General features: G+C 68.2%; 24 protein-coding genes. 8 read left to right on the forward strand and 16 right to left on the reverse strand.

Features of this window, described 5'->3' with window-relative positions:
• Positions 1 to 9: 9 nt before the first annotated feature.
• The 10 genes from tssG to ABL844_RS10050 all read right to left on the reverse strand — a co-directional run bounded on the left by tssG (position 10) and on the right by ABL844_RS10050 (position 9,410).
• Positions 10 to 1,050: a type VI secretion system baseplate subunit TssG gene (gene tssG / locus ABL844_RS10005; protein WP_418131150.1), complete on the reverse strand. Its 1,041-nt coding sequence runs from the start codon at positions 1,048 to 1,050 to the stop codon at positions 10 to 12.
• The gene (gene tssF, locus ABL844_RS10010; RefSeq protein ID WP_418131895.1) at positions 1,014 to 2,807 is read right to left on the reverse strand and encodes a type VI secretion system baseplate subunit TssF; all 1,794 of its coding nucleotides are present in this window, start codon (positions 2,805 to 2,807) and stop codon (positions 1,014 to 1,016) included. Before tssF ends, tssG begins: the two co-directional genes overlap by 37 nt.
• A 10-nt stretch (positions 2,808 to 2,817) precedes the next feature.
• Positions 2,818 to 3,279, reverse strand: coding sequence for a type VI secretion system baseplate subunit TssE (tssE, locus tag ABL844_RS10015; protein ID WP_418131151.1), 462 nt, complete (start codon positions 3,277 to 3,279; stop codon positions 2,818 to 2,820).
• Positions 3,280 to 3,311: 32 nt separating this feature from the next.
• Positions 3,312 to 3,794 carry an Hcp family type VI secretion system effector gene (locus ABL844_RS10020; protein WP_126024616.1) on the reverse strand — a complete coding sequence of 161 codons (483 nt, stop codon included), beginning with the start codon at positions 3,792 to 3,794 and terminating at the stop codon, positions 3,312 to 3,314.
• A gap of 59 nt (positions 3,795 to 3,853) precedes the next feature.
• The gene (gene tssC, locus ABL844_RS10025; RefSeq protein WP_126024617.1) at positions 3,854 to 5,356 is read right to left on the reverse strand and encodes a type VI secretion system contractile sheath large subunit; all 1,503 of its coding nucleotides are present in this window, start codon (positions 5,354 to 5,356) and stop codon (positions 3,854 to 3,856) included.
• Positions 5,357 to 5,417: 61 nt separating this feature from the next.
• Positions 5,418 to 5,999 carry a type VI secretion system contractile sheath small subunit gene (gene tssB / locus ABL844_RS10030; protein WP_126024618.1) on the reverse strand — a complete coding sequence of 194 codons (582 nt, stop codon included), beginning with the start codon at positions 5,997 to 5,999 and terminating at the stop codon, positions 5,418 to 5,420.
• A 460-nt stretch (positions 6,000 to 6,459) separates the two neighbouring features.
• Positions 6,460 to 6,699, reverse strand: a complete 240-nt coding sequence (locus ABL844_RS10035) for a hypothetical protein (RefSeq protein WP_126024619.1) — start codon at positions 6,697 to 6,699, stop codon at positions 6,460 to 6,462.
• Positions 6,700 to 6,893: 194 nt separating this feature from the next.
• Positions 6,894 to 8,036, reverse strand: a complete 1,143-nt coding sequence (locus tag ABL844_RS10040) for a phosphatidate phosphatase App1 family protein (RefSeq protein WP_418131152.1) — start codon at positions 8,034 to 8,036, stop codon at positions 6,894 to 6,896.
• A 10-nt stretch (positions 8,037 to 8,046) separates the two neighbouring features.
• Positions 8,047 to 8,571 carry a dihydrofolate reductase gene (locus ABL844_RS10045; RefSeq protein WP_126024621.1) on the reverse strand — a complete coding sequence of 175 codons (525 nt, stop codon included), beginning with the start codon at positions 8,569 to 8,571 and terminating at the stop codon, positions 8,047 to 8,049.
• The gene (locus ABL844_RS10050) at positions 8,568 to 9,410 is read right to left on the reverse strand and encodes a thymidylate synthase (RefSeq protein WP_126024622.1); all 843 of its coding nucleotides are present in this window, start codon (positions 9,408 to 9,410) and stop codon (positions 8,568 to 8,570) included. The genes ABL844_RS10045 and ABL844_RS10050 overlap by 4 nt, the downstream gene beginning before the upstream one ends.
• Positions 9,411 to 9,480: 70 nt before the next feature.
• Here ABL844_RS10050 and nthA point away from each other — a divergent pair, with 70 nt between their 5' ends.
• From nthA to ABL844_RS10070, 4 genes are all read left to right on the forward strand, one after another.
• Positions 9,481 to 10,158, forward strand: coding sequence for a nitrile hydratase subunit alpha (gene nthA / locus ABL844_RS10055; RefSeq protein ID WP_418131153.1), 678 nt, complete (start codon positions 9,481 to 9,483; stop codon positions 10,156 to 10,158).
• On the forward strand, positions 10,155 to 10,820 hold the full coding sequence (nthB, locus tag ABL844_RS10060) for a nitrile hydratase subunit beta (protein WP_418125191.1): 666 nt from the start codon (positions 10,155 to 10,157) through the stop codon (positions 10,818 to 10,820). Before nthA ends, nthB begins: the two co-directional genes overlap by 4 nt.
• Complete coding sequence (locus tag ABL844_RS10065; RefSeq protein ID WP_418131154.1) at positions 10,817 to 11,185, forward strand: nitrile hydratase accessory protein; 369 nt, start codon at positions 10,817 to 10,819, stop codon at positions 11,183 to 11,185. The genes nthB and ABL844_RS10065 overlap by 4 nt, the downstream gene beginning before the upstream one ends.
• A gap of 170 nt (positions 11,186 to 11,355) precedes the next feature.
• Entirely contained in the window at positions 11,356 to 12,579 is a 1,224-nt protein-coding gene (locus ABL844_RS10070; RefSeq protein WP_418131896.1) for a glutamate carboxypeptidase, read from the forward strand.
• 29 nt (positions 12,580 to 12,608) lie between these two features.
• On the opposite strand, the gene ABL844_RS10075 is transcribed toward ABL844_RS10070, so the two are convergent.
• Together ABL844_RS10075 and ABL844_RS10080 are read right to left on the reverse strand one after the other, a co-directional pair.
• On the reverse strand, positions 12,609 to 13,313 hold the full coding sequence (locus ABL844_RS10075) for a glutathione S-transferase N-terminal domain-containing protein (RefSeq protein ID WP_418131155.1): 705 nt from the start codon (positions 13,311 to 13,313) through the stop codon (positions 12,609 to 12,611).
• Positions 13,314 to 13,421: 108 nt separating this feature from the next.
• A complete protein-coding gene (locus tag ABL844_RS10080) occupies positions 13,422 to 14,261 on the reverse strand; it encodes a phosphate/phosphite/phosphonate ABC transporter substrate-binding protein (RefSeq protein ID WP_184636003.1) in 840 nt (279 codons plus the stop codon).
• A 284-nt stretch (positions 14,262 to 14,545) separates the two neighbouring features.
• On the opposite strand from ABL844_RS10080, the gene ABL844_RS10085 reads away from it, so the two are divergent.
• Positions 14,546 to 14,797: a hypothetical protein gene (locus ABL844_RS10085; protein WP_418131156.1), complete on the forward strand. Its 252-nt coding sequence runs from the start codon at positions 14,546 to 14,548 to the stop codon at positions 14,795 to 14,797.
• A 33-nt stretch (positions 14,798 to 14,830) separates the two neighbouring features.
• Here the strand turns inward: ABL844_RS10085 and ABL844_RS10090 are convergent, their stop codons facing one another.
• Entirely contained in the window at positions 14,831 to 17,848 is a 3,018-nt protein-coding gene (locus ABL844_RS10090; protein ID WP_418131157.1) for a PAS domain-containing protein, read from the reverse strand.
• 246 nt (positions 17,849 to 18,094) lie between these two features.
• Between ABL844_RS10090 and ABL844_RS10095 the strand changes: the two genes are divergently transcribed.
• The gene (locus tag ABL844_RS10095; RefSeq protein ID WP_369658887.1) at positions 18,095 to 19,585 is read left to right on the forward strand and encodes an FAD-dependent monooxygenase; all 1,491 of its coding nucleotides are present in this window, start codon (positions 18,095 to 18,097) and stop codon (positions 19,583 to 19,585) included.
• A gap of 15 nt (positions 19,586 to 19,600) precedes the next feature.
• Here ABL844_RS10095 and ABL844_RS10100 read toward each other — a convergent pair whose 3' ends face one another.
• Positions 19,601 to 20,950, reverse strand: coding sequence for a M20 metallopeptidase family protein (locus ABL844_RS10100; protein WP_418131158.1), 1,350 nt, complete (start codon positions 20,948 to 20,950; stop codon positions 19,601 to 19,603).
• A gap of 157 nt (positions 20,951 to 21,107) precedes the next feature.
• Between ABL844_RS10100 and ABL844_RS10105 the strand changes: the two genes are divergently transcribed.
• Entirely contained in the window at positions 21,108 to 22,028 is a 921-nt protein-coding gene (locus tag ABL844_RS10105; protein WP_418131159.1) for a LysR family transcriptional regulator, read from the forward strand.
• Between the two features lie 45 nt (positions 22,029 to 22,073).
• Here the strand turns inward: ABL844_RS10105 and ABL844_RS10110 are convergent, their stop codons facing one another.
• Positions 22,074 to 22,298, reverse strand: coding sequence for a hypothetical protein (locus ABL844_RS10110; protein WP_369658884.1), 225 nt, complete (start codon positions 22,296 to 22,298; stop codon positions 22,074 to 22,076).
• A gap of 305 nt (positions 22,299 to 22,603) precedes the next feature.
• Between ABL844_RS10110 and ABL844_RS10115 the strand changes: the two genes are divergently transcribed.
• Entirely contained in the window at positions 22,604 to 23,395 is a 792-nt protein-coding gene (locus tag ABL844_RS10115; protein ID WP_126024634.1) for a transporter substrate-binding domain-containing protein, read from the forward strand.
• A gap of 31 nt (positions 23,396 to 23,426) precedes the next feature.
• On the opposite strand, the gene ABL844_RS10120 is transcribed toward ABL844_RS10115, so the two are convergent.
• Positions 23,427 to 24,239 carry an alpha/beta fold hydrolase gene (locus ABL844_RS10120; protein ID WP_418131160.1) on the reverse strand — a complete coding sequence of 271 codons (813 nt, stop codon included), beginning with the start codon at positions 24,237 to 24,239 and terminating at the stop codon, positions 23,427 to 23,429.
• Positions 24,240 to 24,271: the final 32 nt, after the last annotated feature.

Consider the following 24,271-nt stretch of genomic DNA (forward strand, 5'->3'; position numbering starts at 1 on the left):
GTGTTCGGATCAGGCGTGGGGTGCGTCGCCGCCGTCGCTGGTCAGGGTGTGTTGAACGGGCGGCAGCGCGCCGCGGTAGGCCGGTCCGGCGACCCACGAGGTCCAGCCCAGGCGCATCGGGTTGGATGCGCCGAGCACGCTGCTGCGCGATTCGGAAGGGGCCAGCCGCAGCTCCATCTCGACCTTCAGGTCCTGCGGGATGAAGCGGCGCACCAGCCACTTGGCGAGTGCGTGGTCGGCGCCCTTGGGCAGCAGCTCGCGCAGCCGCTGCTGGCTCAGGTTGCCGAAGACGAGGCGGATGCCCGCGCCCTGGTCCCACACGCGCTTGCCGAGCACCGCGCCGCCGCCCAGCGGCGTGCGCATGTCCAGCCGCGCCGAGGCATCGGGCTCCAGCGCCAGCCAGCGGCCGCGGAACTGGGTGCCGTCCACCTGCACGCCCAGGCGGTCGCGCAGCAGCGCGAGCAGGGCGGTCATGCCGCGCGGCGCACCACCGAGCAGGCCGGCATGGCGCAGCCACAGGGCGGATCCGTCGGGCGCGCGCACGCCGGCGCGCAGGCCCAGCGCACTGGCGGCGTCGAGCGTGGAAGCCAGCGTGGAGCGCGCGGGCGACTGCGGGTTGAGCGCCACGTGGTGCTTGCGCCGGCTGCGGTAGAGAAAGGCCAGGAAGCGGTGGTTGAAGATGTCGAGGAAGTCGCCCGTGGCGTGGTCGCGCTGCTGGCGGCGCTCCAGCAGCATCTCGGTGAAGGGCATCGGCAGCGGGCCGCCGCTGCCGGCCAGCGAGAGCGCGGGCGTGGTGAGCGAGTAGGGCTCGCCGGTGATGGCCTCGGTGCCGACTTCTCGCACGTCGCTGGCCTCGAAGGCGAGCGAGACGAAGGCGTGCAGCCGCACGGCCTCGCGTTCGCGCGGGCCCTGCGAGCGGCCCACGGGCACAGCCTCGGGCGCGGCGCGCTCCAGCAGGCTGATGGCCTGGAACAGGTTGAAGTCCTGCGGGCGGGCGGCGAGCTCTTCGACGATCACAGCACCACCTGCCGGCCCGTCATCGGGGGCCATTGCTTGCGGATCTCCTCGCCGCTGCGCACCGCGAGGCGCACGAAGGAGTTGACCGAGGTGTACATCGCGAAGAAGCGCGCGAGCACCGCCGACATCATCAGCGGCGAGCCGCCGACGAAGGCGTCGTCCTCGAATTCGAGCGTGACCTGCGTGCCCCGGCAGTACCCGCGCCAGGCCTCGGTGCCCACGTGCGCCGTGACGCCGCGCGCGGAGAGCCCGGCGATGCCGCGGATCTGCGCATGGTCGCGGCGACTGTCGGAGGCGAACAGCAGCAGCATCTCGCGCAGCTGCTCGCGGCCGGTGGAGCCGTCGACCAGCGACTGGTGGTTGAGCGTGAGCAGCGACACCAGCCGCCAGAGCGTTTCGCTGCCCAGCGGCGGATCGCGTTGGGCGGTGGGCTCGTAGAGGCAGCGCACGTGCGTGGGCTGCGGCGGGCCCTCGGCCAGCAGGCGCGCGCCCACGGGCACCTGCTCGGCCAGGCGCCGGTTGGTGCACAGCAGATGCGCGTAGACCACGGGCTGCGCGGGGCGGGTGTGGGCCTTGCCCTGGTCGACGAAGGACAGGAAGACGTCGGTGCCCGGAATGTTCTGGCGCAGGCAGGGCTCGCGCCGCGCGGACCAGAAGACCGTGCCATCCTTCGCGCCCGGCGCGCCGTCCACATGGCCCAGCGCGGCGAAGCCGGGTACGTTCACCGGCTTGTCGGCGTCCGGGTCGGACGCGACCACGGAGACGATGGAATGCACCTCGGTGGTCGCGTCGCGCTGGCGGTCGGGCACCAGCATGTATTCGTAGTGGCGCTGGTCCATCGCCAGCGGCTCGCTCACGCGCGGGAACAGGTTGACGATGGGCGTGCAGCCGAGCTGGAAGTTGTCGGCGTCGATGTAGCGCAGCGCGCGCGTGGAGCGGTCGAGCTGGAAGGCGATCTCGCAGCGGCGCCCGCCGCCCAGACGCGATCGCAGGTGATGCAGGTCGAAGAAATGGAACTTGCGCGGGAACGCGAAGTACTCCTGCAAGAGGCCATAGGCAGGCTGCGCGTTGGCGGGCTGCGGTAGAACTTCTTCTCCCTCGGCGAAGCCGACCTCGCGCCAGGCGTCGGCCGGCAGCATCTGCGCCATGCCGCCTTCGGGAATGACGGCCACCGACTTCACTCCGGACACCAGCGCGTCGTACAGCGGCATGGTGGTCATCCAGTCGCCCTGCAGGTGGATGCGCAGGCTGTCGATCTCCAGCTCGGAGAAGTCGGTCTGCTCCTCGCATTCGAGCGCGAGCCGCAGCACGGCGTCGGTGTCGATGGCGGCACGCGTGATTCGCAGCGGCCACAGCAGGGTGTCCCAGGCGGTGCGGAAGCGGCAGTCCTGGGAGGAAGCCCCCGGAGCCCCCGGCGCGTGCGGCGACGTGCGCGCATGCAGCATCGTGTGGCGAGGCACGCGAAAGCCCGCCGTGACCTTGCCCTGCGCCGGATCGAGTCCGAACTGCGCCACCGACATCGACGGCAGCGGTTGCACGAGCGAAGGGCAGAGGTTGTCGAGCAGGGCGTAGGCGACGTCGGGAAATTCCTGGTCGAGGTCGCGGTGAACGCGCGCCGACAGGAAGGCCACCGACTCGATCAGCCGTTCGGTGTGCGGGTCGAGCGATTCGCCGCCGTGCAGCGAGAGGCGCGATGCGACCTTGGGATAGCGCTGGGCGAAGTCCGCCCCCTGTCCTCGCAGGTAGGACAGCTCGCGCTTGTAGTACTGCAGCAGGTCGCTGTGCTGGATGTCGGACACGTCAGGCGACTTTCATCAGGCTGTCCGGCGTGCCCAGGAGCATCTCGAAGTCCACGCGGCGCAGCGCGAGCCCGGCGCGCGCCTGCGCGCCGATGCGCACCAGCGCCACCTCGTGCCGGTTGGGCGCGGGGCTGACCTGCACGCTTACTTCCGACAGGCGCGGCTCGTAGCGCGAAACGGCCGTGCGCAGAAGCGCGGCCAACCTCAGCAGGTCGGCCGCGTTCTGCGAGCTGAACACGGAAAAGTCGGGAATGCCGTACTCCAGGACGGTGCCGCCGCCTTGCGCGTAGTCCTTCGCCGAAAGCGGCGAGCGCGTGTTGAAGAGCCGGCGCAGCTCACGGCCGATGGAGTCCTGCACGGACTCCATCGTCTCGAGATGCGCGGCCCCCCGCACGTGCTCGGACTGCGCGGACGCCAACCGGTCGAACAGGGGGGTGACGCCCCCTTTGACGAGTTCGGACACGGTGGTTGGCGCCCGGGGTCAGCGGCGCCTCATCAGGCCACCGCGACGTTCTTCGAGATGTCCCAGCCGAACGGTGCGACGCCTTCCTGGCCGCCTTCTTCCTTCTGCTTCGTGTAGTCGACCTTGATGGCCGCGTAGTTCAGGGAGATGCTTTCGGAAGGCAGGTCGCCGCCGCTGGAGACCGAGAAGCCGCTGAGGATCACGTCGGTCAGCGTCACCACCATCAGGGGCAGCAGGCCGCTCTTGTCCTCGCGCGGGAAGGTGATGACGGTGTCGCCCGCGAACACCTCGCCGCCGGCGAGCTTCTGCAGCAGCTGGGGCGTGGCCGAATCGCTGATGCGCGTCACGGTGATCTCGGAGAAGCTGGGCTTGCCCGCGGTGCGTTCCTGGTTGGAGGTGCCCGAGGTCACGGCCAGGCCGGCGCCGAACTGGAAGCTCTGCACTTCCATTTCGTCCTTGTGGCCTTCGATCTGGGTCTGGCCGGTGACGCCCGGCATCTTGAGGTAGATAGGCATTTTCGAGAATTCTTTCTTTCAGTCGGTATGTCGACGTTGATTGAGACGGTGCGATGCGATCAGGCGGCGGCTGCCGGCAGGTCGGCCACCAGGCGGATCGAGGCCGAGAGTTCCTCGAGCTGGAAGTGCGGCTTCAGGAAGGCGATGGCGCGGTACGAGCCCGGCTTGCCCGGCACCTCGGTCACGTCCACGCGGGCCTGGCTCAGCGGGTACTTGGCCTTCATGGCCTGCGGCGCCGAGGGGCTCACCAGCACGTAGTTCGCGACCCAGTTGTTCAGGTGCTTCTGCATGTCGGCCTGCGTCTGGAAGCTGCCGATCTTGTCGCGCACGATCACCTTCAGGTAGTGGGCGAAGCGCGATGCGGCCAGGATGTAGGGCAGGCGTGCCGACACTGCCGCGTTGGCATTGGCCGCGTCCTTGTCGTACACCTTGGGCCTGTTGACGGTCTGGCCGCCGAAGAAGGCGGCGGTGTTCGAGCCCTTGGAGTTGACGATGGCGATGAAGCCCAGGTCGCTCAGTTCCTTCTCGCGGCGGTCGGTGATGGTCACTTCCGTCGGCGGCTTCAGGGCGATGTCGCCTTCGTCCGTCTTGTAGGCGTGGGCCACCATGCCGTCGACCTTGCCGCCGCCTTCCACGCCGCGGATGGCCGTGGTCCAGCCGTACAGCGAGTGCGCCTGCGTGATGCGAAGGCCGAGCTGGTAGGCCGCGTTGGCCCACAGGTACTTGCCGTGGTCGGTGCCGTCCACGTCTTCCTCGTAGTTGAAGTTTTCCACGGGGATGGTCTTGGCGCCGTAGGGCAGGCGGGCCGCGTAGCTGGGCAGCACCAGCGACACATAGCGCGAATCTTCCGAATCGCGGAAGCCGCGCCACGAGGCGAGCTCGGCGCTCTCGAAGGTCTTGGACAGGTCGCGCGGAACGCCCAGTTCGGTGAAAGACTTGAAGTCGAACAGGGCCGGGGCGGCTGCGGCGATGAAGGGCGCGTGCGCGGCGGCGGCCACGCGGGAGATGCGCTCCAGCAGGGCGATGTCCTGCGGATGGCGGCCGAAGTAGTAGTCGCCGATCAGCAGCGAGTAGGGGTGGCCGCCGTAGGTGCCGTATTCCTCCTCGTAGATCTTCTTGAAGAGCACGCTGGTGTCGTGGTCGACGGCGCCTTCCAGGTCCTTCAGCAGGTCCTTCTTGCTCACGTTGAGCAGGCGCAGCTTGAGGTTGCTGCCGGTCTCGGTGCCGAACACCATGTCGTGCAGGCCGCGCCAGGAGGCTTCGAGGGCCTGGAACTCGGGGGCGTGCAGGATCGCGTTGAGCTGGTCGGTCAGCAGGCGGTCGATCTCGGCGACGCGCTCGTTGATCAGCGTGACCACGCCCTTGTCGGGGCTGGTCTTCATGCCTTCGTCGAGGATCTGCGAGGCCAGCTGGCCGATCAGCTTCTTCGCGTAGGCGCCCTGCGAGGGCTCGGTCGTCATGTTGCCTTCGTAGACGATCTTGTCGAGCAGGCTCATATCACTGGTCGTGACGGTGGTTGCTGCTGCGCTGCCGGCTTCGGCGGCTTTGGATTTGTTGGCCATCTCTATCACCATTCATGAAGTGCCGGGCTGCGCCGCGAGGGGCAGCGGCCGGCGTGGTTGATCACGCTGCCGGTGCTTCGGCTTCGGAGGAGGTCTGGGCAGCGGCTTCCGCGGAAGCCGAAGCCGAGGCTTGTGCCGGTGCCACGTCGGCTTCCGCCTTGGCCTGGCTCTGGACCGTCTTGAGGTCTTCGCTGTTCTGCACCACGCGCTCGAGCAGGCCGTCGAGTTCGTCGTTGCCGTCGAGCTTGGCCAGCAGGTCGCGCAGCTGCTGGCGCGCCTCGAGCAGCTTGGCCAGGCGTGGCACCTGGCTCACGATGGCTTCGGGATGGAAGTCGCCGAACTCCTTGAAGTTCAGTTCGATCTTCAGGTTGCCTTCGCCCTTCATGGTGTCGGGCACCGAGAGGTCCAGGCGCGGGGAGATGTTGCCCATCACCCCGTCGAAGTTGTCGCGGTCGATCTCGACGAAGCGGCGCTCCTTGAGCTTGGGCAGCGGCTGCGCGGGCTGGCCCGACAGGTCGGCCAGCAGGCCCACCACGAGCGGCAGCTCCTTCTTTTCGACTGCGTCACCGATCTCGACGTCATAGGTGATCTGGACGCGCGGAGGACGATTGCGTCCCACCCATTTTTGCAAGCTGTTCGACATTGTTCGCTCTCAGAAAAGGTTGAATTGACAAGAACACACGTTGGTGTCTTCGACGCTGCTGCGCCTTGTGGAAGCGCCCGCGCGGCCCGTTGCCGTTGCAGTCCCGGCATGCATTGAGACGAACGAAAGATACAAATCGAGATATCTGCTCACAATCCCCAGAATTGGGTAGGTACCCCATGAAGCGGGTAGAACCGCGCGAGAAAGCAAGCCATCAATCCGTAGAAAATCGTGTAATTGAGCGTTTTGTCACGCAATTGACGCGCAAAAGGCCAGCGTGGTAATGCAGACGCGCGCGAGCAAGCGCCTCCGGTCACGCGGATGAGCAAGAAAGGCGAAGCGGAGGATGGCCGCGAACCGGCCGGGTTACGCGGAAAAGAGGGCTATTTGTAACAGCCGATGGAGGGGGCCGAGGCGCGGCCGCGGGGCTCGCGCGCAGGGAAGACGCAGCCGCGTCTTCCTACAGTTCGATGAATGCCGAGGTGGCCTTGTTGAGTGCCAGCATGCCCTTGGCCGTGATCGATTCGACCTGGGCGAGCTGGCGGATCGCGCGCTCGTCGGGCGCACGCTCCGAAGGCGGGATGAATGCTGTCACCAACTCTGCCGCACGCAGCACGCGCAGCCTGTCGATGTCGGCCGGCGTGTGGATGACATATGGCAATTTCTGCTCGGCGATGACCCGAAGAAATTCCATGGACATGAGCCGTCTCCTTTTGGTTGAGGGCGTTTCGGACATTGTGCGCACAAACAATTAGCGTTGTCTAAACCCTGTGCCGTGCGTGCCTTTCCTCGCGTGTACCGAAGTGTTCCTTTCGCGAAGAGAAGGGGACGAAGGTGCCAGTTTGTTTCCGGCGACCTGCCGCAGGCCTGACCGGTGCGCAGGCTGGTCGATGCCTAGTTGATGGCCTGCACGGGCCACTCGGCGGTGTCCGGCATCAAGATGTGCCAGCGCACCGGATCGATGCCTTCGAAGGTCGCGCGATAGCGCTCGGAAGTGCGGCCTTCGCCCGTCACGTCGCGGATCACGATGCTGTCGATGCGCCGAGGATGCGAGCGAAACGTTTGCGCGTAGATCTCGGGATCGGCTTCGCCCGAATCGCCCACCAGCACGAAACGTCGCTGCGGAAATTCCGCGAGCAGCCGGCCGATCACGCCGAGCTTGTGCGCGCGCGAATCGTCGTCGCCCGGAATGAGCGTGCGCCACGTCGTGCTCTCGCGCAGGTGCATGCTGCCCTGCGGGAAGTCCGCGTTGCGGATGAAGTCCGACAGCGCCGGATACAGCTGTATGGGACTCGCCGAGAGATAGTGGAAGCGCGTGCCCGGCACCTTCGCCAGTGCGCGATACCAGCCCGCCATGCGAGGCGCCGCCTCGAAGCGGCGGGCGAAGGTGTTGAGCAGCATCTCGCGCCGCTCGCGCACCTGCGTGCGCTTGATGGTGTCGTCGATGTCCGAGATGACCGACACACCCTGCTCGGGCACCACGAGCGCGTGCCCCCTGAAGCGGTGCAGCAACTCGCCCGGACCGGTCACGCCGTGGAACTGCACCCACTCCTGCGGCGAGGGCGAAGTCGGCAGCAGCGGTGCGCGCGGCGTGTCGATCACGACGCGCAGGTTGCAGCGGCCATCCTTGCCCGATGGTGGCATCGTCACGCGCGTGCGCCCGCCTTCGAAATCGACGTCGATCACCTTGCCTTCCTCCGACTCCGCGTGGAAGAGCGCGGTGCGCTGGTTGAAGCGCAGGCGCGCCGCGGGCGAGAGCTTCTTCAGGCTGAGGCCCAGGTAGCGCGCGAAGGCCGCGTTGAGGCCCCAGCGGTTCTCGCGCTCGAAGATCCATGCATGGATGTCGACCTCGATGCGGCCATCGGTGGTGGGGCGCGCCGTGCCGGTCATGAAGAGCGCTTCCTCGTCGGGCTCCAGTGGCTCGGCCGCCTGCACAGCTCGCATCGGCGCGAGGCCCGCGAGAAGGACCGCGCCGGCGATCACCGAGCGGCGTCGCAAGCCGGGCGGAAGTGGCCGGTGCGCAACGCCTTCGCTCATGCCTGTTCGTCTATTTGTTCGCCGCGGCAGCGATGCGCTCGTAGGTCACGAAGCTGAAGCCCAGGCCGTCCTTGGCCGAGACATGCGATTCGCGCTGCGTCTCGCGCCAGGAGGCGGCATCGAGCTCGGGGGCGTATGCGTCGCCTTCGTACTCGCGGGCAACCTCCGTCACCACAGCGCGCTGCGCGAGCGGCGCGGCCTCTGCGTAGATCTGCGCGCCGCCGATGACCCAGGCGGTATCGACCTCGGGCTGTTCGCAAAGAGCGAGCGCCTCCTGCAGGCTGCCCGCGCGCTGCGCACCCTCGGCCTGCCAGTCGGCCTGCCGCGTGACAACGATGTTGCGCCGGCCCGGCAGCGGTCGGAAGCGCGGCGGCAGCGAGTCCCAGGTCTTGCGGCCCATGATCACCGGCGCGCCTGCGGTCTGCTGCTTGAAGTGCGCCATGTCCTCCGGGATGTGCCAGGGAATGGTGTTGTTCAAGCCGATCACGCCGTTGGCGGCGCGAGCGAAGATGATGTTGATGCGGGGCTTGCTCATACCGCCACAGGTGCCTTGATCGCCTCGTGATGCCGGTAGTCGAGCACTTCGAAGTCCTCGTACTGGTAGTCGAAGATCGACGCCGGCTTGCGCTTGATGTTCAGCGTGGGGTAGGGGTAGGGCGTGCGGCTGAGCTGCAACGCCACCTGTTCGGCGTGGTTGCTGTAGATGTGGCAGTCGCCGCCGGTCCAGATGAAGTCGCCCACGTCGAGGTCGCACTGCTGCGCGATCATGTGCGTGAGCAGCGCATAGCTCGCGATGTTGAAGGGCACGCCCAGGAAGATGTCGGCGCTGCGCTGGTAGAGCTGGCAGCTGAGCTTTCCGCGTTCGCCCTCGGCCTGCGGCGGCGCCACGTAGAACTGGAAGAAGGCATGGCAGGGCATGAGCGCCATCTTCGAGAGCTCTGCCACGTTCCATGCGCTCACGATGATGCGGCGCGAATCGGGGTTGGTCTTCAGCGTCTTGACGACTTCGGAAATCTGGTCGATGTGGCCGCCATCGGGGGTGGGCCAGCTGCGCCACTGCACGCCGTAAACGGGACCGAGGTCGCCGTCCTCGCGCGCCCACTCGTCCCAGATGGTGACGCCGCGCTCCTTGAGCCAGTTGTTGTTGCTGGAGCCGGTGAGGAACCACAGCAGCTCCTGGATGATGGACTTCAGGTGCACCTTCTTGGTGGTCACCAGCGGGAAGCCCTCGTTCAGGTCGAAGCGCATCTGGTGGCCGAACACGCTCCTGGTGCCCGTGCCCGTGCGGTCGCTCTTGAAGACGCCATGGGTGTCGACGTGGCGCATGAAATCTTCGTACTGGGAGCGGACGGGGCGGGCGGGCGTGGAGGTCATGGACGAAAGGCTTCCGGGGGATCTGGCGGGAGGCTTCGAATTTTAAGTGCCCGGGCGTAGCATCGCCCGGATGAGCTCCGACCACCCCCACGACGACAGCGGTCACGACCACGGCCACCACCACGGCCATGACCACGATCACGAACACAGCGAACTCGGCGAGATGGACCTGCGCGTGCGCGCGCTCGAGAGCGTGCTCTCGCAGAAGGGCTACATCGACCCGGCCGCGCTCGACGTGCTGATCGACACCTACCAGACCCGCATCGGCCCGCGCAACGGCGCGAGGGTCGTGGCGCGGGCCTGGGTCGATCCGGCCTTCCGGCAGTGGCTGCTGTCCGATGCCACAGCGGCGATTGCCTCGCTGGGCTACACCGGCCGCCAGGGCGAGCACATGGTGGCGGTGGAGAACACCGACGACACGCACCACATGGTGGTTTGCACGCTGTGCAGCTGCTACCCCTGGCCCGTGCTGGGCCTGCCGCCCACCTGGTACAAGAGCGCACCGTACCGCTCCCGCGCGGTGAAGGACCCGCGCGGCGTGCTCGCCGACTTCGGCGTGACCCTGCCCGAGACCACGCGCATCCGCGTGTGGGATTCGACCGCCGAGGTGCGCTACCTCGTCATCCCCCAGCGGCCCGCCGGCACTGAGGGCCTGAGCGAAGAGCAACTCGCCGATCTGGTGTCGCGCGATTCGATGATCGGCACGCGGCTGGCCGGTGCGCCGGCCGAAGCAGGGGGTGCCGCATGAGCTACGCGACGAAGGCCGACCTCGGCGGCCAGCCGGGCTTCGGCAAGGTGGTGCCCGAGGCTGAAGGCGAACTCTTCCACGCCGCCTGGGAGCCGCGCGCGCTGGCGCTGGTGCTGGCCATGGGCGCGACAGGTTCCTGGAACATCGATGCGAGCCGCTCCGTGCGCGAGACGCTGCCCGACTACGGCGAGTTGAGCTACTACCGGATCTGGCTTGGCGCGCTGGAGCAGCTGATGCTGCAGCGCGGTCAGATCTTTCCCGACGAGATTGCGAGCGGCGAGATGAGCCATCCGGCCGCGCCCGTGGCCCGCGTGCTGCGCGCGGCCGACGTGCCGGCGGTGCTGGCCAAGGGCTCGCCCGCGCAGCGGCCGGCACCTGCGCCAGCACGCTTCGCCGCGGGCCAGGAGGTGCGCATGCGTCTCGGCAAGGTCGAGCATCACACGCGGCTGCCGGCCTATGTGCAGGGCAGGCGCGGCACCATCGTCCAGGTACACGGCGCGCACGTGTTCGCCGACACCAACGCGCAAGGGCTCGGCGAGCAGCCGCAGTGGCTCTACACGGTGGAGTTCGACGAGGCCGAACTGTGGGGCGAAGATGCGCCGCGCCAGAACCTCTCGGTGTCGGTCGATGCGTGGGAAAGCTATCTGGAGGCCGCTGCATGAGCGGCGAACGCATGCCCCTCGCGCCCGGCATGCCGCGCGATGCGCACGGGCCCGTGTTCAGCGCGCCCTGGGAGGCCCAGGCCTTCGCGATGACGCTGGCGCTGCACGAGCGCGGCCTCTTCACATGGCCCGAATGGGCCGAGGTGCTGGCCGCGCAGATCTCCGAAGCCCAGGCCGCGGGCGACCCCGACAACGGCCAGACCTACTACCTGCACTGGCTCGCCGCGCTAGAGAAGCTCGTGGCCAGCAAGGGCGCCAGCTCGGGCGACGAACTGGCCCGCTACCGGCATGCCTGGGAGCACGCAGCGGGCCGCACGCCGCATGGTCAGCCGATCGAGCTGCGCGGGGAAGACTTTCCCGGCTGAACTGTCTGTAGAGTGCGGGCGGCAAGGCGGGTGCGAGCCCGCCTTGCCTTTCCCGAACTTCCTTCAACAGAACGGACAACATGACGACTCACCCGCGCCATCCCGCATCGGCTTCTTCCGCTTCTTCGGCTTCTTCGGCCATGAAGTTCCCGGCACCCGCGCGCCGCCGCATGCTCGCCATCGCCCAGGGCACCGCGCTCGCATGCGCGCTCTTCGCCGGCAGCGCCATTGCGCAGAAGGCCCACCGGGGCGTGCTCGACGCGGCCACCCAGAGCAAGGATGGCGCGCTCAAGATGCTGGAGACCATGGTCAACATCGATTCGGGTTCGGCCGACACGGCGGGCCTGGCCAAGGTGCGCGAGCTGGCGGTGGAAGAGCTGCGCAAGCTCGGCGCGCGCATCGAGACCTTTCCGGCCGATCCGCATCCCGGCACCAACGTGGTGGCCACGCTGACGGGGCAGGGCAAGAAGAAGATCCTGATCCTCGCGCACATGGACACCGTCTTCAAGGAAGGCACGGCCGCGGCCAAGCCCTTCTACATCAAGGACGGCCGCGCCTACGGCCCGGGCGTGATGGACGACAAGGGCGGCGTGGTGGCCGGCCTGTACGCGCTGAAGATCCTGCAGCAGATCGGCTTCAAGGACTATGGGCAGATCACCTTCCTGCTCGACACCAACGAGGAGACCGGCTCCGTGGGCACCAGCGCGCTCATCGAGCGCGTGGCGAAGCAGCACGACGTGGCGCTGAACCTGGAGCCGGGCCGCCCGGCCGACGGCCTCGTGGTCGAGCGCAAGGGCTCGGCCACCGCGCTCGTCGAGGTGAAGGGGCTGGCGGCCCACGCGGGCGTGGCGCCCGAGGCCGGCCGCAACGCGGCGATGGAAGTGGCGCACCAGGTGCTGCAGCTGTCGAAGGCGGCCGACGCGGCGAAGAAGACCACGGTCAACTTCACGGTGCTCACCGCCAACGGCCCGACCAACGTGATTCCCGCGACCGCGAGCGCCAAGGGTGACGTGCGCGCCGCCACGCCGGAGGAGCTCGACCGCGTCGAGAAGGACCTGGTGCGCATCTCGCAGAACAAGCTGATTCCCGAGACCGAGGTGCGCGTGCGCCTGATCCGAGGCCTGCCGCCGATGCCGCGCTCGCCCGCTTCCGACAAGCTGGTGAACATGGCCGAAGGCATCTACGCCGAGATCGGCAAGAAGCTCACCATCGAGAGCAGCGGAGGCGCGGCCGATGCGAGCCTGGTGGCGGGCGTCGGAGTGCCGGTGCTCGACGGCTTCGGCATCGTGGGCGGGGGCATCCACACGCCGGAGGAGTACGCGGAAGTCGAGAGCGCGGTGCCGCGGCTTTATCTGCTCTCGCGCATGCTGATGGACCTGTCCACCGGCAACTGAGTGCAATCGAAAGGGGGCGGGCTCCCAGCTCAGCCGCGCTTCGGAATGCCCAGCCCCGCCACCACGGCGGGGCGCGCCACGAAGGCTTCGAGCGCGCGCGCGACGTTCGGGAAGTCCTTGAAGCCGACGAGGTCGCCCGCTTCGTAGAAGCCGATCAGGTTGCGGATCCACGGGAAGGTGGCGATGTCGGCGATGGTGTAGTCGCTGCCCATGATCCATGCGCGGCCGGCCAGGCGCTTGTCGAGCACGCCCAGCAGGCGCTTCGACTCGTTCACGTAACGGTCGCGCGGACGCTTGTCTTCATAGTCCTTGCCGGCGAACTTGTTGAAGAAGCCGAGCTGGCCGAACATCGGGCCGATGCCGCCCATCTGGAACATCACCCACTGCAGGGTCTCGTAGCGGCCGGCGGCGTCCTGCGGAATGAACTTGCCGGTCTTCTCGGCCAGGTACATCAGGATCGCGCCCGATTCGAACAGTGCCAGCGGCTTGCCGCCGGGACCATCGGGGTCGAGGATGGCCGGGATCTTGTTGTTCGGGTTGAGCGACAGGAACTCCGGCGACATCTGGTCGCCGGTCTCGAAGCTCACCAGGTGCGGCTCGTAGGGCAGGCCGGTTTCCTCCAGCATGATCGACACCTTCACGCCGTTGGGCGTGGGCAGCGAGTACAGCTGCAGCCGCTCGGGGTGCTGCGCGGGCCACTTCTTCGTGATGGGGAAGTTCGAGAGATCGGTCATGAAAGGGTCCTTGGGGGAGAAGACTGCAAGCGCGGGATTCTGCCCGGGCCTGCGGCCGGGCGTGCGCGTGCGGTCTTGTCCTGCCGTCGGCCCTTGCGTGTCCTCGGATCAGATGCCGAGCCAGTTCATCAGCGAAGCCTCGACATCGGCCGAGGGCTTTACGAAGCCCACGTAGCTCGATGCCGCCAGCGCGCGCTTGCCGGCGTCGGTCTGCGCCAGGCCCAGCAATGCGTCGCGCGCCGTGTTCACCGTGGCCGCGTCGAGCTTGCTGGAAGCCAGCCATTGCTTGATCGGCACCGCGCGCGATTCCGCGCAGATCTTGCCGCCGCCGTCCTTCCAGGTCTTGATCACGCCCGAAGCCGCGGTGGCGCCGTAGGCCGCGAAGCCGTTCTGCACATAGAAGGGCACGGCCTCCTGGAAGCGCGTGTTCGTCACCTTCACCGCAGCCGGCCCCTGCAGGCCCTGCTCGCGCAGCATGGCGCGCGTGATCACCGAGGTGATGGAGTCGGCGTCGGGCATCACCAGCTGCTTGCCGGCCACGCTCTTCCAGTCGGAGATCGGCTGCTGCTCCTTGCACAGGAACGACACCTTGTAGTCGGTGTAGCCGGTGGTCCAGGCGAAGGCCTTGTACTGCCCGCCCTTGATGGCGCCGAGCGCCACGTGCGAGGGATGCACGAAGGCCAGGTCGACCTGCTGCTGCTTCAGCGCCTCGCGCGCCCCGTTGTACGAATTGAGCACCTTGACCGTCACCGGCTGCTTCAGCGCCTTGGAGAGCACCTCGGCGATCGGTTCGAAACGCGCCGTGACCTGCGCGTCGGACACGTCGTAGCTCACGCCCTCGCTGACGCCGATCACGAAGGCATGCGCCGAGGCGCCGGCCGCGACAAGCGCGCCCGCAGCGAGGCGAGCGACGAGGCGAAGCGAGGGATGAAGGGGCAGGCGTTGCATGGCGAGGGCTTTCTTCGGAGGGTGGTAGTGAATTTTGTAACTAAATTATTACATTGATCCGGTCTGGTGCAACAGCCCACGTATTCCATGGCACGCCGATGGCGGGCAGATAGTAGGTTCGTGCTACGGCTTGCGCATTGACGCCGGTCAACGGGTGCACCCCTCGGGAGGCTGCCCGCCCGCCATCTATCGGAGGCGGAATACAAGGCGCGCCAGCTTTGTCCGACGCGACCGGAGCCCGGGGCCACGCAGACTCCTGCCGTCATCAACCGGAGGAACAAGAGATGAGAAGCCGCAGTCGACGAGGCCGCCAGCAGCCACAGCCGCAACCCCAGCCCCAGCCCCAACCCTTGCGGGGAGAGCTATGGCTCGTGTTCGCCATGGCGGTGCTGATAGCAACCATTGCCCTCCTGCACCTGGCCGTGGAACGCGAGCGCGCCGGGGGCAGCTTCCAGTTCGACCTCCAGCAACTGATGTCCGAGGCGCCCGTCAAGAGCCCGGTGACGACGATGAGCCTGCAACAGGAAATGCGTTGACGCCGGCGGAAAAAGCCCCGTACGGGAGGGACCTCAGGCCGGATGCCCCCCGACCGGATGCGACGCCACCTGGTAGTTGTTGCGGCCCGCGCCCTTGGCCTGGTAGAGCATCTCGTCGGCCTGCCTGACGAGCGCGGCGGCCGTCGCGTCGCCGCCCTGGTAGAAGGCCACGCCGATGCTCGTCCTCACGAGGATCGTGCGCTCCTCCAGATCGAACGGCTGCTGCATGGCGTCGATCAGCCCGGAGGCCACCGAGATCGCGGCATCCGCGCCGGGCAGTCCTTCCATGATCACCGTGAACTCGTCGCCGCCCAGGCGCGCGCGGACGTCGCCGGAGCGCAGCGCCTGCGACAGCCTGCCCGCGAAGCCGCGCAGCAGCTCGTCTCCCACCTGATGCCCGAACTGGTCGTTGATCTTCTTGAATCCGTCGATGTCCAGGTACATCAGCGCCATCAGCGCGCCGGCACCCCGGGCGCGCTCCATCGCTTCGTCCAGGCGCGCCTCGAAGCCCGAGCGATTGGCGAGGCCGGTCAGGGGATCGACCTGCGCGAGAGTCACGAGGCGCTTCTCCTCGAGTTTCTGCCGCGTGATGTCGGTGATCACGGCATGGAAGCCGACGATGGTCTCGTCGTTGACCGCGGGCTGCGGGATGTACTGGGCCTCGTAGCAGTAGTAGCTGTCGCTCCTGGCGACCTCGCTCTGGAAGGTGACGGTTTCGCCGGCCAGTGCCGCGCGGATGTGCGGCTGCAGGGCCAGGTAGTCGGGCTCGCCCAGCAGCTCCTGCACGGTGTGCCCCTGGATCTGCTCGCGCGAGAGCCCGAAGCCGCGCTCGTAGGCCAGGTTGTTGAACCGGTAGCGCTCCTCCGCGTCGATGTAGGCCACACGCATCGGCAGCGCATCGGCCACGGTGCGCAGGCGTGCCTCGCTTTCCTGCAGCGCCTCTTCCGCCTCGTGGTGCGCGGTGATGTCGCTGTCCAGCGTGTAGAGGCCGATCACCTCGCCGTGCTCGTCGCGCTCCGGCACCACCGTGGCCTGGACGTCGCGGCGTCCGCCGGGCGTCTTCAGCCTGCGCTCGTAGGTGACCTGCCTGCCGGCCAGAGCCGCGCGCAGGTGCGGCTCCATCTCGGCCCATGCCTCCTCGCCGTAGAACTTCCACAGGCCCATGCCCAGCAATTGCTCGGTGGGGATGCCGAACCAGTCCTGGTGGGCCTTGTTGACGAACCGGAACCGCAGGTCGCGATCGAGGTAGGAGATCAGCGCCGGCAGGTGGTCCGTCACCATGCGCAGGCGATGCTCGCTGTCGCGCAGCGCCCGTTCCGCGGCCTTGGCCGCGGAGATGTCGCGCATCAGTCCGGAGAAGTACTCCACCTTGCCGTGCTTGTCGCGATGCGCGATCACCATGTGGCTCGCCGGGAACGCCTCGCGCCTGGCGTCCCACACCATCGACTCGCCCACCCAGATGCCCGCGCGCACGGCGGTGGGCACGATCTCCGTGGCGAGCCTTTCCATGGTCTCCGGCGGGTTGAAGTCGGCCACGCTGAACTGCTCGATCGGCGCGTCGAGCGCCAGGCCCGTGCGCAGCCGCGCCGCCGGGTTCATGTAGATGAGCCGCCCCTTCGCGTCCAGTTGGACGATGTAGTCGGTCGTCATGTCGAAGATGGCGGTCAGCGTGCGCAGCGCCTGCTCGGCCCGGGTGCGCTCGGTGATGTCGGTCACCGTGCCCACATGGCCGAGCACGCGGCCGTCCGCCGCGAGCACCGGCCGGCTCCTCAACGCAACCAGCACGCGGGTGCCGTCCCTGCGATGGAGCCGGCGCGTGACCGCCACCGGCGTGGCCGAGTTGGCAAGGCGCGCCCACTCCTGGCGAACCGTCTCGCGGATCTCCTCGCGCACCAGCGTGAGCCAGCCCGCCGCCGCATCCTTGCGCGCGAGGCCGTGGATCGCCAGGTACTCGTCGTTCACATAGGTCATGCGGCCTTCGCTGTCGCAGCGGAAGAGGCCCACCGGCGAAGCGTCGGTGACCGCGGCCATCTCGAGCCGCTGCTCGCGCAGCTCGGCCATCAGCGCGTCGAACTCGCGCGCGAGGTCTCCGCGCTCGTCGTTGGCGACGACATCGAGGCCGACCTGGCTGTCGGGCGAGCGGCGCAGGGTGCGGATCGCGCCGCTCAACGCTTCCAGGGGGCGCATCACCCATGTAGTGCCCACCCAGACCAGGAGCGCGCAGCCCAGGCCGAGCCAGAGCAGCTGCAGCAGCAGGTTGCGCCGCACCTGTTCCAGCGGCGCGTAGGCGATGGCGGCGGGCACGACCAGGCGCAGCTCCCAGCCGGCGGCGGGAATGGGTGCATGAGTGGCCACGTCCTTGCCGATGCCGTCGCCGGAGGCGAGGGCGCTCGCGGGCTTGAGCAGCAGGTTCGCATCGGGGTGCATGACGATCTGCGGGGAGGGGCCGCGCGTGACGATCACGTAGTGGCCGCCCCGGCCGACGGTGGCGCGGCTGAGATCGCCGAGCACGTTGGCGCGCTGCAGGTTCAGCGCCGCGCCCAGCACGCCGGCGAGGCGGCCGTCCGTTCCGTCCACGGGCACGGCCATGATGACCGCCGGCTGCCGCGCGCTCCTGGTGAGAAGGGGCGCCGAGATCGTGGGCTGGCCCGTGTCGCGCACGCGGCGGAAGTAGTCGCGGTCGGCAATGCTCGAAGGCCGCTCGGCGGGAGGGTTGATCGCCACGATGGCGCCGTCGGGCGTGGCCAGCGCGGCGTTGTCGAACATCGTGCGCAGGTCCTGGTCCCTGAGAAAGCGTTGCTGCGCCGCGGGGTCCGCGAAGCCCTGCGCGCCGAGTTCGCGGGCCGCGCGCGCCAGGGCCGACAGATGGATGCCGAGCTTGTAGTCGAGGTCGGCCGCGGCGCTGTCGGTCAGCGCCTGCTGCTGCTCGCGCATCAGTTCGATGTACTCGCTGGACAGGCTGCGGTATTGCCACCCGCCCGTCACGCCGACCAGCACGAGCACCAGTGACGTGATCAGCAGTGCCGTCTTCGTTCTCAGCTTGAGCCGCACTCGCTTTCCTCCGCCACCACGGGGTGGCCGTGACTGCATGAGTCGATGATAGCAACGGGGTTTTTCTCTCGACCGCACGAGCAATGCCCTTGCGCCTGTAGGCATGGCGCTGAGGCGCAACGGTTCCTTTCGCCCGCGATGGACAATGAATCGGGCGCGGATGCCCCTGTGCGAAGGCCATCGTTAGGTCGAAGGTACAGGTGTCGTCGCGATCCTTCCTGCGAATGAAGACAAATGGATCTACGGATGACGGAAGAACATGCGGTAGTGATTGTCGGAGCGGGCCCGACGGGCCTGGTGCTGGCTGGTGAACTGGCTCTGGCGGGCATCGATGTCGCCATCGTCGAGCGCCGGCCGGACCAGGAGCTTGCCGGCTCGCGCGCCGGCGGCCTGAGTTCACGCACGCTGGAGGTGTTCGACCAGCGCGGGATCGTGGACCGGTTCCTCGCGCAGGGACAGGTGGCGCAGGTCACGGGGTTCGCGGTCACGCGCCTGGACATCAGCGACTTTCCGACCCGGCACAACTACGGGCTGGCGCTGAGGCAGAAGCACATCGAGCGCATCCTCGCGGGCTGGATCGACGAGCTCGCGGTGCCGGTCCATCGCGGCCGCGAGCTGAAGGGCTTCGTGCAGGACGATGCGGGCGTGACCATCGAGCTGTCCGGCGGCGAGACGCTGCGCGCGGGCTACCTGGTGGGCTGCGACGGCGGGCGCAGCCTGGTGCGCAAGACCGCGGGCATCGAGTTTCCGGGGTGGGACGCGACCACCAGCAGCATCCTTGCCGAGGTCGAGATGGCCGAGGAGCCGCCGCTGGGCGTGCACCGCACCGCGCGGGGCGTGCATGCCTTCAGCAGGGAGCAGTACGAGATCCGCGACGGCAGGATCATCTTCGCCAGGGAAGGTCCTGTCGGCGTGATGGTGACCGAGAAGACCGCGGGCGCCACGAGCGAACCCACGCTGGACGAGCTGAAGGAACTGCTCGTCGAGGCCTGTGGAACGGACTATGGAATCCGGCGCCTGAACTGGATCTCGAGGTTCACCGACATGTCGCGCCAGGCCGCGGCCTACCGCAAGGGCCGGGTGCTCCTGGCCGGCGACGCCGCGCACGTGCATTCCCCGGTGGGCGGGCAGGGCCTCAACACGGGCGTGCAGGACGCGATGAACCTGGGCTGGAAGCTGGCTCAGGTGGTCAAGGGCGTCTCGCCCGAAGGCCTGCTCGACACCTATCACGCCGAGCGGCATCCGGTGGCGGCTCGCGTGCTGCGCACGACGATGGCGCAGGTCGCGCTGCAGCGCACGGACGATCGCACCGAGGCTTTGCGCGAAATCATGTCGGAGCTTCTCGGCATGGAAGAGCCCCGCAGGCGGATCGCGGCGGAGATGTCGGGGCTCGCCATCCGCTACGACCTGGGCGAGGGACACCCGTTGCTCGGTCGCCGCATGCCGGATCTCGACGTGCTCACCGCCGATGGCCCCGTGCGCGTGTTCGCGCTGCTGCGGGATGCGCGGCCGCTGCTGCTGGATTTGGGCGCGCCAGGCCGCTTCGATGTCTCGCCGTGGGCTGGCCGCATCAAGCTGGTCAATGGCAGATGCGACGGCCCGTGGGAGTTGCCCGCGCTCGGAGCGGTCGCGGCGCCGGCCGCGGTGCTGGTCAGGCCCGATGGCTATGTGGCTTGGGCGAGCGATGGCGCATCGGATGGTCTCCAGCAGGCGATGAACAGGTGGTTCGGCGCCTGAGCGCAGCCGCCTCGCTCAGCGTGACGCAGTCACATCCTTGCCCGGTCGCGCCGCCATGTAGCCGAGCGTGCTGCCCACCAGCGCACGCACGCCGATGCGCAGGGCCTTCTCGTCGATGACGAACTCGGGCGAATGATTGGGCGCGCCGGGCTTGTCGCCGAACGGGGATGCGTTGAGGTTCCAGAACACCACCGGCAGGTTTCTTCCGAAGGCGCCGAAGTCTTCCGAGGCCATGCGCGGGCCGATCTCGCGGGCCTGCGCGTTGGGGCCCGCCGCGGCTTCGAGGCTCTTCACCACCGTCTGGGTCGCCTCGGGGTCGCTCACCAGCACCTCGTAGCCGGTGTCGATGTCCACCTTGGCCGTCAGGCCGTACTGCTCCGCGATCTTCTGGGCCTTCAGGCGGATGTTCTCGTGCGCCACCTTCTGATTCCTGGCCGACAGCGAGCGCACCGTGCCGGCGAGCTCCGCCGTCTCGGGCAGGATGTTCGCGCGGTTGCCGCTTTGCAGCATGCCCACGGTGACCACGGTGGGGCCGTCGAGCGGATCGATGCGCTGGCTCACGATGTTCTGCAGCGCCAGCACGATCTCGGCCGCCGCCAGCGTCGGGTCTTTCGCGGTCCAGGGCGAGGAGCCGTGGCCGCCCTGGCCCTTCAGCGAGATCTTGAACATGTCGCCGCTGGCCATCAGGGCACCGCGCCGGTAGCCGATGCCCACCGCGCCGCTGGCGTTGATGTGCTGTCCCATCACCACGTCGACCTTCGGGTTGTCGAGCACGCCCGCCTGCACCATCGCCGACGCACCGCTCGGCACCGGCCCCGGGCCCAGTTCCTCGGCCGGCTGGAACAGGAAGACCACCGTGCCGGGCAGGTCGGCACGCATCTCCGACAACGCCTGCGCCGCGCCAAGCAGCATCGCGACGTGCGTGTCGTGGCCGCAGACGTGCGCGACCGGTACCTCCTTGCCGAGCCAGTCGCCCTTGGCGAGCGACTTGAAGGGAAGGTCGTTGCGCTCCTCCACCGGCAGCGCGTCCATGTCGGCGCGAAGGGCCACCACCGGCCCCGGCTTGCCGCCGCGCAGCACGGCCTTGATGCCTGTCTTTGCAACGCCGGTCTGCACCTGGATGCCCGGCATCTTGCGCAGCGCCTCGGCCACGTACGCGGCCGTGCGCACCTCCTGGAACGAGAGCTCGGGGTTCTGGTGGATATGGCGGCGCCACGCGATCACCTGCGCCTCGGTGGCGTCCGCCAGCGACAGCCCGCGCTGCTGCAGTTCGGAGGGCGCGACCGGGCCGTTGCCCTGGGCCACGGCATTCAGGTTGAACAGGCAGGCCGTGGCGAGTGCGGCAAGGAGATGCAGTTGCTTCATGCTGGTGCTCGAAAGGTTCGAAGGAGGAGGGGAGGGCAGTCGTCGGTCGGCGCGAAGTTAATGGACCGGGGGATAGAAGAAAAGACAAAAATCTCCATCCGGCGATCAAACTTCTCGATCGCCTTCCCGCGTACTCCGTACCCCGATGAGCTCCACGATGAACCTGCGACACCTGGAAATCTTCCGTCTCGTGGCCGAGGCCGGCGGCATCCGCGCCGCGGCCCGCAATGCCGCGCTGACGCAGCCGGCCATGACCTATGCGATCCGCGAGCTGGAGCGATCCATCGGCGCGCCCGTGCTGGTGCGCAGCGCCAGGGGCATCGTTCCCACGGAGATCGGCCAGGTCCTGCTGCGGCGCGCCGCCGTGCTCTTCGACGAGATCCGCCGCACGGCAAGCGAGATCGCGCAATTGCGCGACGGCGGCGGCCACCTGCGCGCCGCCTTCAGCTCGCTCGCGGCGGCGCGGCTGCTGCCGCAGGCGTTGCTGGCCTTTCGTGCGCGCTGCCCCGGCGTTTCGCTGGAACTGGTGGAGATCACCAGCGCCGAGGCCACCGGCCTTCGGGCAGGCCACGACCTCGCGGTGCTCAGCGACCTGGAAGGCACGGCCGTGCAGGACGGCCTGACGAGCGAGGTGCTGCTGCAAGCCCCGCTGGCCGCCATCGCCCGCGCGGGGCATCCGATGGCGCGCGTGCGCACCATCGAGCGGCTGCAGGACGCGCTGTGGGCCGTGCCTTCCTATGGCGTGCGGGCGCTGGGCCAGGCCGGGCTGGCGGCGCCGCGCAACATCGTGGTGTGCCAGTCGGTCCAGTTCGGCCTTTCGCTGGTTCGCAATGCCGACGCGCTGACCCTGGCCGCCGCTTCGCTGGCGGACGACCCCGTCGCCGCCCGCGGGCTGGTCCGCCTGCCGCTGGCCGCGCCGCTGCCGCGCGTGCAGGTGTCGGTGTGCCTGCCCGCCGGCTCCGGGCCTACGCCGGCGGCGCAAGCCTTCGTCGAATGTCTGCGCGATGCCGCCGCGGGCCAGCGGGATCGTCTACCTGCGAAGCCGGCTTCGCGGCAGAAAGGGCGGACGGTGAAGTGATTGCTGCATTGCGGCCTTGCAGGCCTGCGTGCGGGCAAACCCTGCTCACCAGGGCTTCCACCAGGGCCGCTTTCCCTGCCGATGCTCGAGCGACCGCAGGTCCAGCGTGTCGTAGTCGGCATGGTGGTGGACGCCGGCGCGCCGGCGCAGTTCGGCCTCCAGCTGATGGGCGATGCCGCGGGCGTGCAGCTCGCCTTGCAGCGCCCGCCGACGCCACTCGGTGGCCTGCGCGCCCAGTTCTTCATCGGGCAGCGTCTCTGTCTCGATCATGGTTCGCCTGGTGAAAAAGGGTCCGGGGGCTTCATTGAAGACAACGCGCCCCGTGGCTTCCCGAGCCTACGGGTTTGCCGCATGTCTTCATCGCCAGAACATGGGATGCGGGAGCGTCCCCAATGTGGGGCTCCGATCCCTGAATCGGGGCTGCTTCGCGGGTTGCGCACCACCTTTGTCGTTCTGATCGGGTGCATGAGTCTTGTATACCACTGGCACGGTTCGTGCGGCTTGGTGCGGGCGCGGCCGGGCCCGGCCGCGCGCCCGACATCAAACCCACAACCACTCGTCATCGTTCAGGCATCATGAAATTCGGCAGATTGCAATTCGTTCTGGGGCTGGCGCTCAGCGGCCTCATGGCAACCGGGGCGGTTCATGCGCAGAGCGCGCTGGACACCATCCTCAAGAACAGGAAGATCGCGATCGCGGTTCCTCCCGATTTCCCGCCCTACGGCTCGATGGACCGCGACTTCAAGATGCATGGCCTGGACATCGACATGGCCAACTATATCGGCGCGAAGCTCGGCGTGGAGGTCGACCTGATCCCCGTGACCAGCGCCAACCGCATTCCGACCCTGCAGAAGAAGAAGGCCGCGCTGGTCATCGCCACCCTGGGCAAGAACCCGGACCGCGAGAAGCAGATCGACTTCACCGCTGCGTACTCGCCGTTCTATCAAGCCATCTTCGGCGCGAAGACCGTGAACATCAGGAGCTTCGCCGACCTGTCCGGCAAGTCGATCGCGGTCACGCGCGGCTCGGTCGAGGACCAGGAGCTCAACAAGGTCGCGCCTTCGGGCACCGACATCCGCCGCTTCGACGACAACACCCGCACCGTCTCGGCCTTCGTTTCCGGGCAGGTGCAGCTGATCGCCACGGGGGCATCGGTCGCAAACACCATCATGGTCGGCAACCCCGCGCTGGGCACCACCTACAAGCTGTTGCTGAAGGAGAGCCCCAATTACATCGGCGTGGCCAAGGGAGAGGACGCGTTGCGCCAGAAGGTCAACGCCATCATCGACGAGGCGAAGAAGAGCGGCGAACTCGACCGGCTGTCCATGAAGTGGCTGGAGCGCCCGGCCGGAGACCTGCCGCAGTAGATCCCCGAGACCGGAAACGCCAGGCCGATGCTCAGTGCCCGGCCGCCTCGACGATCACCCTGGTGACCGCCTCGGGCTGGGAGGTCATCACGACGTGCGAGGCGCCCTTGACCACCACCGTCTTGCGCGCGTTGGCGCGCTGCGCCATGAAGGCCAGCGCAGCCGGCGGAATGTTCTTGTCGCGATCGCCGTACACGAACCATGACGGCACCGACTTCCACGCCGGAGCCTGCGCCGCCTCGTTCAGCGCCGCCTCGGCGATGGGGCGCTGGCCCACGGCCATCAGGCGCGCCTTGGCCAGCGGAACGTCGGCCGCGAACTGCGCGGGAAACTTGTCCTGCTGGATGTAGAGGTCCTTGCCGCCGTCGGCGAGCGGCACCGCCGGTGCCAGCGTGGGCCCGAGCGTGCTGCCGGGGAACTTGCCCGTGAGGCCGAGCGCCGTTTCGCCCGCCTCGGGCGCGAAGGCCGCCACATAGACCAGCGCCTTCACGTTCGCCTTGCCGTTTGCGGCCGACGAGATGACCGAGCCGCCGTACGAATGCCCGACGAGCACGACCGGCCCCTTGACCGAGTCGACGACGCTGGCGACGTAGGCCGCGTCGAACGAAGGCCCGCGCAGCGGATTGGCGGCGGAGATCACGGCGTAGTGCCGTGCCTGCAGGCGCTGCACCACGCCGTCCCAGCTCGATGAGTCGGCGAAGGCGCCGTGCACGAGCACGATCGTGGGCCTGGGGGCGGGCGCCGCATCCGCCGGCTGCGCGAACGAGTGCAGGGGCGCCAGCGCCGCCAGGCCGAGCGCCTGGGCCATCAGGGTCGCGGCGAGACGGCGAGAGAACTTCTTCATGACGATTCTTCCTTTTGGACTTGGGTGAAACA

The sequence above is a fragment of the Variovorax sp. 278MFTsu5.1 genome (assembly GCF_048305045.1).
Lineage (GTDB): Bacteria > Pseudomonadota > Gammaproteobacteria > Burkholderiales > Burkholderiaceae_C > Variovorax > Variovorax guangxiensis.

What these genes read in the sequence shown, in the direction of transcription:
- ABL844_RS10075 (WP_418131155.1), bottom strand. Translation starts at nt 13,313, where the DNA reads ATGACCGATCTCTCGAACTTCCCCATCACGAAGAAGTGGCCCGCGCAG.
- ABL844_RS10115 (WP_126024634.1), top strand. Translation starts at nt 22,604, where the DNA reads ATGAAATTCGGCAGATTGCAATTCGTTCTGGGGCTGGCGCTCAGCGGC.
- tssB (WP_126024618.1), bottom strand. Translation starts at nt 5,999, where the DNA reads ATGTCGAACAGCTTGCAAAAATGGGTGGGACGCAATCGTCCTCCGCGC.
- tssC (WP_126024617.1), bottom strand. Translation starts at nt 5,356, where the DNA reads ATGGCCAACAAATCCAAAGCCGCCGAAGCCGGCAGCGCAGCAGCAACC.
- ABL844_RS10040 (WP_418131152.1), bottom strand. Translation starts at nt 8,036, where the DNA reads ATGAGCGAAGGCGTTGCGCACCGGCCACTTCCGCCCGGCTTGCGACGC.
- ABL844_RS10045 (WP_126024621.1), bottom strand. Translation starts at nt 8,571, where the DNA reads ATGAGCAAGCCCCGCATCAACATCATCTTCGCTCGCGCCGCCAACGGC.
- ABL844_RS10110 (WP_369658884.1), bottom strand. Translation starts at nt 22,298, where the DNA reads ATGATCGAGACAGAGACGCTGCCCGATGAAGAACTGGGCGCGCAGGCC.
- ABL844_RS10100 (WP_418131158.1), bottom strand. Translation starts at nt 20,950, where the DNA reads ATGAAGCAACTGCATCTCCTTGCCGCACTCGCCACGGCCTGCCTGTTC.
- ABL844_RS10120 (WP_418131160.1), bottom strand. Translation starts at nt 24,239, where the DNA reads ATGAAGAAGTTCTCTCGCCGTCTCGCCGCGACCCTGATGGCCCAGGCG.
- ABL844_RS10065 (WP_418131154.1), top strand. Translation starts at nt 10,817, where the DNA reads ATGAGCGGCGAACGCATGCCCCTCGCGCCCGGCATGCCGCGCGATGCG.
- tssG (WP_418131150.1), bottom strand. Translation starts at nt 1,050, where the DNA reads ATGGCCCCCGATGACGGGCCGGCAGGTGGTGCTGTGATCGTCGAAGAG.
- ABL844_RS10085 (WP_418131156.1), top strand. Translation starts at nt 14,546, where the DNA reads ATGAGAAGCCGCAGTCGACGAGGCCGCCAGCAGCCACAGCCGCAACCC.
- ABL844_RS10035 (WP_126024619.1), bottom strand. Translation starts at nt 6,699, where the DNA reads ATGTCCATGGAATTTCTTCGGGTCATCGCCGAGCAGAAATTGCCATAT.
- ABL844_RS10095 (WP_369658887.1), top strand. Translation starts at nt 18,095, where the DNA reads ATGACGGAAGAACATGCGGTAGTGATTGTCGGAGCGGGCCCGACGGGC.
- ABL844_RS10050 (WP_126024622.1), bottom strand. Translation starts at nt 9,410, where the DNA reads ATGACCTCCACGCCCGCCCGCCCCGTCCGCTCCCAGTACGAAGATTTC.
- ABL844_RS10080 (WP_184636003.1), bottom strand. Translation starts at nt 14,261, where the DNA reads ATGCAACGCCTGCCCCTTCATCCCTCGCTTCGCCTCGTCGCTCGCCTC.
- nthB (WP_418125191.1), top strand. Translation starts at nt 10,155, where the DNA reads ATGAGCTACGCGACGAAGGCCGACCTCGGCGGCCAGCCGGGCTTCGGC.
- ABL844_RS10070 (WP_418131896.1), top strand. Translation starts at nt 11,356, where the DNA reads ATGCTCGCCATCGCCCAGGGCACCGCGCTCGCATGCGCGCTCTTCGCC.
- nthA (WP_418131153.1), top strand. Translation starts at nt 9,481, where the DNA reads ATGAGCTCCGACCACCCCCACGACGACAGCGGTCACGACCACGGCCAC.
- ABL844_RS10105 (WP_418131159.1), top strand. Translation starts at nt 21,108, where the DNA reads ATGAACCTGCGACACCTGGAAATCTTCCGTCTCGTGGCCGAGGCCGGC.
- ABL844_RS10020 (WP_126024616.1), bottom strand. Translation starts at nt 3,794, where the DNA reads ATGCCTATCTACCTCAAGATGCCGGGCGTCACCGGCCAGACCCAGATC.